Origin of the sequence: Mycolicibacterium lutetiense, from assembly GCF_017876775.1 — a bacterium.
GTDB classification, from domain to species: domain Bacteria; phylum Actinomycetota; class Actinomycetes; order Mycobacteriales; family Mycobacteriaceae; genus Mycobacterium; species Mycobacterium lutetiense.
On record NZ_JAGIOP010000002.1, the window covers coordinates 716,176 to 728,559 of the forward strand.

10 protein-coding genes are annotated in these 12,384 nt (G+C 64.7%); 8 read left to right on the forward strand and 2 right to left on the reverse strand.

The features are described from left to right. Position 1: 1 nt before the first annotated feature. Both JOF57_RS31345 and JOF57_RS30950 read left to right on the forward strand, forming a co-directional pair. Positions 2-2,839, forward strand: coding sequence for a KGGVGR-motif variant AAA ATPase (locus tag JOF57_RS31345; protein WP_209916919.1), 2,838 nt, complete (start codon positions 2-4; stop codon positions 2,837-2,839). Between the two features lie 69 nt (positions 2,840-2,908). After that, positions 2,909-3,091, forward strand: coding sequence for a YegP family protein (locus JOF57_RS30950; RefSeq protein WP_209916920.1), 183 nt, complete (start codon positions 2,909-2,911; stop codon positions 3,089-3,091). 122 nt (positions 3,092-3,213) lie between these two features. On the opposite strand, the gene JOF57_RS12750 is transcribed toward JOF57_RS30950, so the two are convergent. Both JOF57_RS12750 and JOF57_RS12755 read right to left on the reverse strand, forming a co-directional pair. Continuing rightward, positions 3,214-4,143: a DUF1254 domain-containing protein gene (locus JOF57_RS12750; protein ID WP_209923317.1), complete on the reverse strand. Its 930-nt coding sequence runs from the start codon at positions 4,141-4,143 to the stop codon at positions 3,214-3,216. 61 nt (positions 4,144-4,204) lie between these two features. After that, positions 4,205-5,137 carry a heme o synthase gene (locus JOF57_RS12755; protein ID WP_209916921.1) on the reverse strand — a complete coding sequence of 311 codons (933 nt, stop codon included), beginning with the start codon at positions 5,135-5,137 and terminating at the stop codon, positions 4,205-4,207. A 232-nt stretch (positions 5,138-5,369) separates the two neighbouring features. Here JOF57_RS12755 and tkt point away from each other — a divergent pair, with 232 nt between their 5' ends. From tkt to JOF57_RS12785, 6 genes are all read left to right on the forward strand, one after another. After that, complete coding sequence (gene tkt / locus JOF57_RS12760; protein WP_209923319.1) at positions 5,370-7,460, forward strand: transketolase; 2,091 nt, start codon at positions 5,370-5,372, stop codon at positions 7,458-7,460. A 26-nt stretch (positions 7,461-7,486) separates the two neighbouring features. After that, positions 7,487-8,602 carry a transaldolase gene (tal, locus tag JOF57_RS12765; RefSeq protein ID WP_209916922.1) on the forward strand — a complete coding sequence of 372 codons (1,116 nt, stop codon included), beginning with the start codon at positions 7,487-7,489 and terminating at the stop codon, positions 8,600-8,602. Further along, positions 8,599-10,149: a glucose-6-phosphate dehydrogenase gene (zwf, locus tag JOF57_RS12770; protein ID WP_209916923.1), complete on the forward strand. Its 1,551-nt coding sequence runs from the start codon at positions 8,599-8,601 to the stop codon at positions 10,147-10,149. Before tal ends, zwf begins: the two co-directional genes overlap by 4 nt. Then, on the forward strand, positions 10,146-11,057 hold the full coding sequence (gene opcA, locus JOF57_RS12775) for a glucose-6-phosphate dehydrogenase assembly protein OpcA (RefSeq protein WP_209916924.1): 912 nt from the start codon (positions 10,146-10,148) through the stop codon (positions 11,055-11,057). The genes zwf and opcA overlap by 4 nt, the downstream gene beginning before the upstream one ends. Further along, positions 11,054-11,785, forward strand: a complete 732-nt coding sequence (gene pgl, locus JOF57_RS12780) for a 6-phosphogluconolactonase (RefSeq protein ID WP_209916925.1) — start codon at positions 11,054-11,056, stop codon at positions 11,783-11,785. Before opcA ends, pgl begins: the two co-directional genes overlap by 4 nt. A gap of 215 nt (positions 11,786-12,000) precedes the next feature. Then, a complete protein-coding gene (locus JOF57_RS12785; protein ID WP_209916927.1) occupies positions 12,001-12,378 on the forward strand; it encodes an ATPase in 378 nt (125 codons plus the stop codon). The last annotated feature ends 6 nt before the right edge of the window (positions 12,379-12,384 follow it).

Here is a 12,384-nt window from a genome sequence, read left to right on the forward strand (position 1 = left end):
CATGCGCACGATCACATTCTATTCGTACAAAGGTGGGACAGGACGCACACTCCTCGTGGCCAACACCGCGATACTTGCTGCGCGCTTGGGCATGTCCGTGATGATGGTTGATCTCGACCTCGAAGCGCCTGGGCTGCCCTACAAGTTTCCCAACCAACCTAGAGCCAAACACGGGGTATTGGACTGGCTAACGGCGGAAGAACCGCCCACGGTAAACGACATCGCTACACAACTAGACGTTCCGCGGCCGTTCAGGCCGGGCGGCTCGCTGCACATGGTCGCAGCGGGACCGCCGCCGTCAATCGACTACCTGCACGGGATGAGATCGCTGCAGAAAGGAGCACTGGCGGACGATTCAAGCGTGGCCGTACATATGCTGGTCTCACTCTGCGACGCGATTCGCGATCGATGGGCCCCCGACCTTCTGCTCCTGGACGCCCGCACCGGTGTCACAACTACAAACTTCATCACCACCCGAGTACTGGCCGACGACGTTGTCGCGCTGACCCTGAACAACCCCGAACAGCTCGAGGGCACCCGCGCGGTGCTGCAATCGCTTGTGCCGTTGAGCAAGCCCGGCGACGATACCCCCCTAGGCCTCAGCGTGATCGTTAGCAGAGTCTCCGGGCGCGCCGCTAACATCGGATCATACGAATGGAGCGACGACGAGCTTGCGACCGTCGAATCGGTGCGCGACTACCTTACCGAGCCCGCCTCGCCTCTCAGTTTGACCCTGAACGACCCTCAGGTGCTGCTCCTCCACAATGATGAAAGAGTCGCCGCCCGCGAAACTCTGCTCATGGCTGGCAACACCTCGCTGCAGTCAACCGCCCTGCACGTCGACTACCTGCGCACCGCGGTGGCGCTGTTCGGCGCCGATCTCGATGACAGGATTTCGGCTGCCATCGCTGAAGCCGACGACCAAGACAGCGCCGGCGCGCGGGCCTCCTTCTTCGCCCGTGCTGGACATACCGGTGCCGTGAAACCCGATCCTGCACAACGGATCAGTGCTGACGACACGGACAACCTCAGCCTCACAGACCAAGTAACCCTACTGCGGTCGTTGGCTCTCAACGACCCCGCGCGTACACATGATCTGGCTGAGGCGTTGATCGCGCTCGCCGAAACCCAGCGAGCGCTTGGCGACCGGAGTGCGGCAGTGGAATCAGCGCGCGAAGCCTCTACGCTGCTGTCGCGCCTCGCCGACACCGACACCGAGAAATTCGCGTCTGATGCGTCGCGCAGCCTCGTAACATTGTCGACGTTTCTGGCAGAGTGCGGCGACGTCAACGAAGCATTGGCATCCGCCCAAGCGGCATACGAGAGAACCCAGTCCATCGCCATCACTGGACCGACGGCGGACCGCGCCCGGGCTCTGACTATCCTCACTGCGCGCTACGCCGAGAAAGGCGACGATCAAGCAGCGTTTCAGGCGGCCAGGGACGCTGCCGAGATGTGGCGCTCGCTCACGGCCGGATCCGAAGCCCAACCCGAGCTAGGTCACGCGCTTTCGGACCTGGCTACTCAGGCGGCGCAGGTCGGCGACTACGGGGGCGCGACCCATGCCGCAGAAGAAGCGGTCGCGATCTTTCGGTCGCTGACCGCCGACTACCCTCATCGGTATCTCTCCGACCTTGGCCACTCACTCGCCGGCCTCGCCGCCTCGTACTCCGACGTCGGCGCGCTGCAACCGGCTCACGATGCCGCCGCCGACGCCGCTGACCTATTCCGATCGTTAGCGCAGGCCGAACCAGAGAAGTACCTGGATGACCTCGCTCAGACTCTGGGCAATCTCGCTACCCGCTCGGCCGACCTTGGTCTGTACGAATCAGCGATCACGTCGGCGGAGGAAGCTGTCAGCATCTTCCGCCGTTTGGGCGTCATGGATCCAGATCGTTATCGCCCCGACCTAGCAGCGCTCCTCGCTTCGCTCAGCAGGTGGACTGGGCAAGCTGGCAACAAGGACGAAACAGTCCGTTACGGCCACGAAGCCGTCGACTTGTATCGGTCGCTCGCTGCCAACGAGCCGACTCGCTATAGCGCCGCACTGGCCTCCGCACTGACAGATCTAAGCATCGCAGAACCTTCCGCCACAGACGCCATCGACCTAGCTCAACAAGCCATCAGGCTGTACGAACCCCTCACTGTCGCACAGCCTTACGTGTACTCCTCGATCCTCGGGCGTGCCAAAGAGAACTTGGCGCGCCGTTACGCCCGCGACAATCGCACCGATGCAGCTATCGAGAACGTGCGCGATGCCATACGCCTTTACCACGAAACGGCCGACATCGACGAGTGGCGGCGCATCGAGAGACTGGCGCAGGCGTTGCACGAACTGAGCGGATTTCTGGCTATGTCTGCGACGCAGCTCACCGTCGCCGGACGGGACCCGGAAGCGCACGCCAGACGCCAGGAAGCCCTAACGACGGCCAGCCAGTCTGCCAGTTTCTACCGCCAGCTCGGAAACACAAATTCTGAGCGCTACCTTCCTGCATTAGCGAGTGTGCTCTCCGATATCGCAGATCTTCAGGCGCTCCTCGGTGATGGTGCAAAAGCTCAATCCGCCGATAGTGAAGCTCATTCCATTCACAACCAACTGATTCACGCCAAACCTCCCCGTCGGGCGTCGGGCACAGCCACGCGCATCAGTCGGTTCGAGATCTTCCGGGAAGTGGGGGGTGGGTACAGCTTCCGGCTCAAAGACGCCAATGGCCAAATCATATTAACCGGAACTCCGCAACCCACCATCGCCGGCGCCCGAAACGGAATACGGGAAATTCGCGACATCGCTAGTGAACCCGCTGAGATCATGGACGTCACGGAAGGTGGAACAACATAGTGCCGCGAACAGTCACCGATAGGCACCCATCGACCCCGACCGTCTTGCTGAACATGCGAAAGGCGACTAGTGACAGCCAGATTCGAGATCATCGACGATGAGTTCGGCACCTACAAATTCCAGGTCCGATCACGCGGCGGCGACATCTTGGCTACCAGCGATCCTTACCCGTCGAAGGCATCTGCTCGAGAGGGCATCGCGTCCATCCGATCGCTAGTCCTCGACGGACCGGTGTTGGATCTCACAGACTGACGACTTCGCCGTGACGCTGGGACCATGCGCGCATCGAGTGTAGTGGCGATCGGTGTGTACGAGTCTGCCGCTGCAGCGCACCCAACGAAAGTTGGCGTGCACATCGCTGGCCCCAAACCGCCCTAGACCGCCTGCGCCTCGGGGAACGTCCAGGACCCGTCGAGAATCTCGGGCCTCGGCCGGTACAGCCGCACGATGTAGTTCCACCCCTCGGTGACCGGCAACAGATTCGGCGCGCCGCTCCCACCGAACTGCACCGTGGTGGAGCCGTCCGGATCCTTGACCGCGGTGACGTTGTTCAGCGAGTAGGCATTCTGCGGGTTCGCGGTGAAATAGCCGTCCTTGTTGTAGACCGTCACCGACCAGAACCCGTCCACCGGGACGTCTTTCACGGTCAGCCGGTGCACGGTGGCGCCGTCGTTGCGCGCCGGCACCACCGTGAGATAGAACGCGTCGCGGGCGGGGTTGCCGCCCCAGGCGAACGCCGAGCCGATCAGATGCCGGACCGGCTCCACTTCGTACTTGGGCCCGAACATTCCCCTGGTGTCTGCAAGGGTGGTCGACAGGGTGATGAGTGCGTCCCGAACCGTCTTCTGACTGACCGGATCCCACTGCGGGATCTCGAAGAATCCCGGCTCGTCCTGCGAGACGGTGATCGCATCCTGCAGCGCATGCACTGCGGCCAGGTCAGCGGTATCGCCCGGGTCGACCAGGGTGCGCACCGCCGCGATCGCATAACGGGTGTCGACGGAGTCGCGGCTGAACGTCACCTCGGCCGGCGCATAGGCGACGTTGGTGGTGTAGTGGTCCTCGCTGATGACCTGCAGCGACATGAATCGGCCCGCGCTGTCGGGCAGCGTGACGGTGACGGGCCCGCCGTCGAGATCGAACACCGCCGCGGAGTAGAGGGTGTCGCGGTTCTGCCGGATGACGAGCTGATGATCGATCGGGGTCAGCTCGCGGTTGTGGAAGAACTTTCCGAACCCGCCGTCCTTGACGGCATTGGCGAAGTACACATCGGATTCGGCGCGGGCGAAGTTGTCGGGGCTCACCAATTCGGTCATGCCCACAACGCTGCCACACCAACGGTGTTGGGGCGGCAGTTCGCCGAGCCTAGTGACCGAAGATCGTCGGCAACGCCAACGCCGAATCGACCGCCAGTGCGCAGAACACCACCGCGAGGTAGTTGTTCGACTGCAGGAACAGCCGCAACGGCTTCACCGGCTCGCCGCGCTTCACCCCGGAGTACAGCTGGTGAGCCATCACCAGGAACCACGCACCCGCCAGTAGCGCCACGGCGCCGTAGAGCCATCCGGTGGCCAGCGCCAGCAGAAGCGTGGTGAGCACCGTCAGCCAGGTGTAGATCAAGATCTGCCGGGTGACCTCACGCTCGGTGGCCACGGCGGGCAGCATCGGCACACCGGCCGCCTTGTAGTCGTCCTTGTAGCGCATCGCCAGCGCCCAGGTGTGCGGCGGTGTCCAGAAGAAGATGATGAGGAACATCACCACGGCCGGCCACTGGATGGTGCCGGTGACCGCAGACCAGCCGATCATCACCGGCATACAGCCGGCCGCCCCGCCCCACACCACGTTCTGCGAGGTGCGGCGTTTGAGCAGCAGCGTGTAGACGAAGACGTAGAACGCGATGGTGGCCACGGCCAGCAATCCGGACAACAGGTTTGTCGTCCAGGTCAGCCAGCAGAACGACGTGACCGACAGCACCAGTCCGAAGATGAGGGCATGCCGCGTCGGCACTGAAGCCTGGGCCAGCGGCCGGCGGGCCGTTCGCTTCATCACCTTGTCGATGTCGGCGTCAGCCACACAGTTGAGGGTGTTGGCACCGGCCGCGGCGAGCATGCCGCCGATCAGCGTGTTGAGGATCAGCAGCGGGTCAACAGTGCCCCGGGCTGCCAGCAACATCGCCGGAATGGTGGTGACCAGCAACAACTCGATCACGCGCGGCTTGGTCAAGGCCAGGTACGACAGAATCGTGGACCGTATTCGGCTCGGCGCCCCATGAATGAGCCGGCGCTCGCGAATGCTCACGCAAATAACTCCTCGGGTGGCGTCACGCGGCTTCTACTACAGACGATGGTAGACCGCCGCCCCAACAGCTCGGCATCGCAGGGTCTGTTCCGGGCAACGACGGGGTAAACCACCGGGTATCGGTGGGAGAACCAGTCTGCACCGGACGAGTCCGCCCCACTAGGGTGTTTGAGGTAGCAGCATGGCAACTGCGCCGACGTATCAGCAGATAGATGACGAGGAAGTGACCTTAGTGACCACGGCCGAAGAGATCACCGCTCTCACCCAGCCCATCCACCCCGATGACTGGACCGAAGTCGACAGCGTTGCCGTCGATACCGCCCGGGTGCTTGCGGCGGACGCAGTGCAGAAGGTCGGCAACGGCCACCCGGGAACCGCGATGAGCCTGGCTCCCCTCGCTTACACGCTGTTCCAGCGGCAGATGCACCACGATCCCAGCGACACCCAGTGGATCGGCCGGGACCGTTTCGTGTTGTCCTGTGGGCACTCCAGCCTCACTCTGTACATCCAGCTGTACCTCGGCGGTTTCGGCCTGGAACTGTCCGACATCGAGGCGCTGCGCACCTGGGGCTCGCTGACCCCGGGCCACCCCGAGTACCACCACACCAAGGGTGTGGAGATCACCACCGGCCCGCTGGGCCAGGGTTTGGCGTCGGCGGTCGGGATGGCGATGGCCGCGCGCTACGAGCGCGGGCTGTTCGATCCCGACACCGCTCCGGGCGAGAGCCCGTTCGACCACTACATCTACGTGGTGGCTTCCGACGGCGACATGGAAGAGGGCGTCACCAGCGAAGCGTCGTCGCTCGCGGGCACCCAGCAGCTCGGCAACCTCATCGTGTTCTGGGACGACAACAAGATCTCCATCGAGCACAACACCGACATCGCACTGAGTGAGGACGTGCCCGCGCGCTACCGCGCCTACGGCTGGCACGTCCAGGAGGTCGAGGGCGGCGAGAACGTCACTGGAATAGAAGAAGCCATCGCTGAGGCCAAGAAGGTGACCGACAAGCCGTCGTTCATCGCGTTGCGCACGATCATCGGCTACCCCGCCCCCACCAAAATGAACACCGGCGGCGTGCACGGCTCGGCGCTGGGCGCCGACGAAGTGGCCGCCACCAAGAAGATCCTCGGCTTCGACCCCGACAAGAGCTTCGAGGTGCGCGACGACGTCATCGCCCACACGCGTGAGCTGGTGACCCGCGGCAAGCAGGTCCACGACGAGTGGCAGGTGACCTTCGACGCCTGGGCCAAGCGTGAGCCCGAGCGCAAGGCGCTGCTGGATCGGTTGCAGGCCAAGGAACTTCCTGAGGGCTGGGACGCCGATCTGCCGCACTGGGAGCTCGATTCCAAGCCGGTGGCCACCCGCGCCGCCTCCGGGGCCGTTCTGGCCGCGGTCGGACAGACGCTGCCCGAGCTGTGGGGTGGTTCGGCCGACCTAGCCGGCAGCAACAACACCACGATCAAGGGCGCGAACTCGTTCGGACCGCCGTCGATCTCGACCGAGGACTGGAATGCGACCTGGTACGGCCGCACCTTGCACTTCGGTATCCGTGAGCACGCCATGGGCGCGATCCTGTCCGGCATCGTGTTGCACGGCCCGACCCGGGCCTACGGCGGAACGTTCCTCCAGTTCTCGGATTACATGCGGCCGGCCGTGCGTTTGGCCTCGTTGATGAACATCGATCCGATCTACGTCTGGACGCACGATTCGATCGGGCTCGGCGAGGACGGCCCGACGCATCAGCCGATCGAACACCTGGCCGCATTGCGCGCGATCCCGAACCTCTCGGTGGTCCGACCGGGCGATCCGAACGAGACCGCCTACGCGTGGAAGACCGTGCTCGAGCGCACCGCCAGCACCGGCCCGGTCGGATTGATCCTGACCCGCCAGGGCGTCCCGGTACTCGAAGGCACCAGCGCCGACGGTGTTTCCCGTGGCGGCTACGTGCTCGGCGGAACCCCGGAGGAGAACCCTGACGTGGTGATCATCGCCACGGGCTCCGAACTTCAGCTTGCCGTCGCGGCACAGAAGCTGTTGGCCGACAAGGAGATCAACGCCAGCGTGGTGTCGATGCCGTGTGTCGAGTGGTTCGAGTCGCAGCCAAGGGAATACCGCGATTCGGTGCTGCCGCCCGCGGTGTCTGCCCGGGTGGCGGTTGAGGCCGGAGTGGCGCAGAGTTGGTACAAGCTTGTCGGAGACACCGGCGAGATCGTCTCGATCGAGCACTACGGAGCCTCCGCCGACGACAAGACGCTGTTCCGAGAGTTCGGTTTCACCGCCGAGGCCGTGGCGGCCGCGGCGGAACGCTCCCTGGACAACTAACTCACGACTGGCAGGAGAAGGCGAACATGACTCAGAACCCGAACCTCGCGGCGCTGAGCGCGGCGGGGGTATCCGTCTGGCTCGACGATCTGTCACGCGAGCGGCTGCAAACCGGAAATCTCCAGAATCTGATCGATACCCGCAGTGTTGTGGGCGTCACCACCAACCCGTCGATCTTCCAGGCGGCGCTGTCGAAGGGCACCGCCTACGACGCTCAGGTCAAGGAACTGGCCGAGCGGGGAGCCGACGTCGACGCCACCATCCGCACCGTCACCACCGATGATGTCCGCAACGCGTGCGACGTCCTGGCCAAGCAGTACGAGGCCTCCAACGGGGTCGACGGCCGGGTGTCCATCGAGGTCGATCCGCGACTGGCCCACGACACCGAGAAGACGATCCTGCAGGCGATCGAGCTGTGGAAGATCGTCGACCGGCCCAACCTGCTGATCAAGATTCCCGCGACACTTGCCGGGCTGCCCGCGATCACCGCGGTCATCGCGGAGGGCATCTCGGTCAACGTCACGCTGATCTTCTCGGTGGAGCGGCATCGCGGTGTGATGGACGCTTACCTGGCCGGCCTGGAGGCAGCCAAGGAAGCCGGCCACGATCTGTCCAAGATCCATTCGGTCGCCTCGTTCTTCGTGTCCCGGGTGGACACCGAGATCGATGCCCGACTCGAAAAGATCGGCTCTGACGAGGCTTTGGGCCTGCGAGGCAAGGCCGGTGTGGCCAACTCGCGCCTGGCCTATGCGGCCTACGAAGAGGTCTTCGGGGGCGACCGTTTCGGGGCGCTCAAGGGCGACGGTGCCCGCGTTCAGCGCGTGCTGTGGGCCTCGACCGGCGTCAAGAATCCGGACTACTCGGACACGCTGTATGTCACCGAGCTGGTCGCCGCCAACACGGTGAACACCTTGCCGGAGAAGACGCTGGAAGCGGTCGCCGACCACGGCAAGATCACCGGTGACACCATCAGCGGGACCGCGGCGGCATCGCAGGAGACCTTCGACAAACTCAGCGCCGTCGGCATCGACCTGGTCGATGTGTTCAAGGTGCTCGAAGACGAGGGCGTGGAGAAGTTCGAGAAGTCGTGGCAGGAACTGCTCGACGCGACCCAGGGCCAACTCGACGCCGCCACGCGATGAGCCCGGCCAACGGCAGGCCCGACACCGCCTGGCGTAATCCCTTGCGGGACAAGCGCGACAAGCGCATGCCCCGCATCGCGGGGCCTTGTGCGGTGGTGATCTTCGGCGTGACGGGCGATCTGGCCCGCAAGAAGTTGATGCCGGCCATCTACGACCTGGCCAATCGCGGCCTGCTGCCACCCGGCTTCGCGCTGGTGGGCTTCGCACGCCGCGATTGGGCGGACGAGGATTTCGGCAAGATTGTCCTGGATGCGGTCAGGCAGCACGCCCGCACCCCGTTCCATCAGGAGGTCTGGGACCGCCTCGCCGAGGGATTCCGGTTCGTGCAGGGCACTTTCGACGATGACGCCTCGTTCGAGCGTCTTTCAGAGACGCTGCACAAACTCGATGTCGAGCGCGGCACCAGCGGCAATCATGCGTTCTACCTGTCTATCCCGCCGAACGCGTTCCCCCAGGTCTGCGAGCAACTGTCGAAATCGGGGCTGGCCGACAAGCCGGAGGGCAGCTGGAGCCGGGTAGTCATCGAGAAGCCGTTCGGCCACGACCTCAAGAGCGCCGAGGAACTCAACTCTGTCGTCAACAGCGTGTTTCCCGAGTCGTCGGTGTTCCGCATCGACCACTACCTGGGCAAGGAGACCGTCCAGAACCTCCTGGCACTGCGCTTCGCCAACGAGATGTTCGAGCCGGTGTTGAACTCGCACTACGTCGACAGCGTGCAGATCACGATGGCCGAGGACATCGGTCTCGGCGGGCGCGGCGGCTACTACGACGGAGTCGGCGCCGCCCGCGACGTCATCCAGAACCATCTGCTGCAGCTACTGGCGCTGACGGCGATGGAAGAGCCGGTGAGCTTCTCCCCCGCAGAACTGCAAGCCGAGAAGATCAAGGTGCTCTCGGCGACCCGCCTCGCCGAGCCGCTGAACGAGACGACGTCTCGGGGGCAGTACGCCGCGGGTTGGCAGGGCGGCGAGAAGGTCGTCGGGTTGTTGGACGAGGAAGGCTTCTCCAAGACATCCACCACCGAGACGTTCGCAGCCATCACGCTGGATGTGGACACCCGACGCTGGGCGGGCGTGCCGTTCTATCTGCGCACCGGAAAACGCCTGGGCCGCCGGGTCACCGAGATCGCACTGTTGTTCAAGCGCGCACCGCACCTGCCCTTCGATGCCACGATGACCGATGAGCTCGGCCAGAACGCGCTGGTGATCCGGGTCCAACCGGACGAAGGCATCACCCTGCGTTTCGGGTCCAAGGTTCCAGGCCACATCATGGAAGTCCGCGATGTCAGTATGGACTTCTCCTACGGTTCGGCCTTCGCCGAGGAGTCACCGGAGGCCTACGAGCGCCTGATCCTCGATGTGTTGCTGGGCGAGCCATCGCTGTTCCCGGTCAACGCCGAGGTCGAATTATGTTGGAAAATCCTGGATCCCGCACTCGAGTACTGGGCTAGCCACGGTAAGCCCGATTCCTACGAGTCCGGAACCTGGGGCCCCGAATCATCGTTCGAGATGCTGCGCCGGTCAGGCCGGGAATGGAGGCGGCCGTGATTGTCGATCTGCCCGAGACCAATACCGGGGCGATCAACAAGAAGATCGTCGCACTGCGCGAAGAGGGCGGCGCGATCACTCTCGGTCGGGTACTGACACTCGTCATCGCCCTCGATAGTGAAGCGCTGCTGGAGGAGTCCATCGACGCGGCCAACGCGGCCAGCCGTGAGCATCCGTGCCGCGTGATCGTGGCTCTCCCCGGGGACCGTCTGACCACGGAGGCCCGGCTGGATGCCCAGCTACGGGTAGGCCGCGATGCCGGCGCCAACGAGGTGGTGGTGCTGCGACTGTCCGGCCCGCTGGCCAACCACTCCAGCAGCGTCGTGACGCCGTTCCTGCTGCCAGACACGCCGGTGGTGACCTGGTGGCCCGATCTCGCCCCCGCCGTCCCTGCACAGGATCCGCTGGGCAAGTTGGCGATTCGCCGGATCACCGACGCCACGAACGGCTCTGATCCGCTGGCCTGCATCAAGAGCAGGCTCAACGGTTACACCGATGGTGACACCGATCTCGCCTGGAGCCGCGTCACCTACTGGCGCGCGCTGCTGGCCGCCGCGATCGATCAGCCGCCACACGAACCCATCACCTCGGCGCTGGTGTCCGGGCTCAAGGACGAGCCCGCGCTCGACATCCTGGCCGGCTGGCTCGCCAACCGGATCGACGGGCCGGTGACGCGGACAACCGGTGACTTGAAGGTCGAGCTGACCAGGCCCAGCGAAACCGTGACCCTGGCGCGGCCGCAGACCGGCGTCACCGCAGTACTGAGCCGAACCGGCAAGCCTGATGCGTTGGTGCCCTTGGCCCGCCGCGAAGCCAAGGAGTGCCTGGCAGAGGATCTGCGCCGGCTCGACGCCGACGAAATCTACTACGACGCACTCACGGGAATCGACAAGGTCCAGTACGTATGAGCACTGTTATCGAGCGTTACGCCGACACCGACGCACTGGTGGCCGCAGCCGGAGACCGGTTGGTGGGTGCCATCGCGTCGGCGATCTCCGCGCGTGGTCATGCCAACATCGTGCTCACCGGCGGAGGAACGGGAATCGGCCTGCTCAAGCGCGTCGGTGAGCGCAGCGGCGAGATCGACTGGTCGAAGGTGCACATCTACTGGGGCGACGAGCGTTTCGTACCGCAGGACGACGACGAGCGCAACGACAAGCAGGCCCGCGAGGCACTGCTCGACCATGTCGGGATCTCGGACGTCAACGTGCACGCGATGGCCGCCAGCGATGGCGAATTCGGTGACGATCTCACCGCGGCCGCCGCCGGGTATGCACAGCTGCTGGCCGCCAACTTCGACCCTCCCGGGCCCGAGTTCGACGTGCATCTGCTCGGTATGGGCGGCGAGGGACATATCAACTCACTGTTTCCCGACACCGACGCAGTGCGTGAGAATGACCGCATGGTGGTGGGCGTGGCCGACTGCCCCAAGCCACCGCCACGCCGAATCACGTTGACGCTTCCGGCGGTTCGCAAGTCCCGCGAGGTGTGGCTGGTGGTGTCCGGCGAGGCCAAGGCCGACGCCGTCGCCGCCGCGATCGGTGGTGCCGATCCGGTCGACATCCCCGCCGCGGGCGCGATCGGTCGCGACCGGACGGTGTGGTTACTCGACGAGGCTGCGGCAAGCAAGCTCTGAGCCGACCCACTAGTCGTCCGAGGTGCCGCCCTCCCACTCGCCGGTTCGGTCGGCCAAGGCCTCGGCATAACCGGCCAGGTAGTCGGCCACCTGACGGTTGGGCGTGAGCCGGTCAGTCACCACAGCCGACCGGGCTCGGTGTTCGCAGAATTGCCGCACAACCATTCAGACGCGGTTGGTCCGCGTTTGGTTCCCCACCGGCCATACTGTCTGGCATGGCAGACAAAGGGGACGGCCGCACCCGCCCGAACTCCGGGCGGCAACGAATCCGGACGTTGACGCAGGCTGCACTCAATGCCGATATGACCGTCGAGCAGGTCGACACGCTGCTCACCGATCTCAGCAGCACCCTGGTCGATCTCAACAGGTCGACCGGTGGCCTGGATGTCACGCTCGACCGCTTCAACGAAACCATCACCCGCATCGACGAACTCGCACCTCGCCTCATCGGCATGGTCGAGCGCCTGGAGGCGATCGTGGATCGGGTCGAGGTCATCGTCGGCATCGGCGAGGCCGTGATGGCACCGCTGGCAGCGACGGAGAGTGCGGTGCGCGGAATGATCGACCGGGTCCGCAAGAGCGCCGGCCTGTAGGGCGGG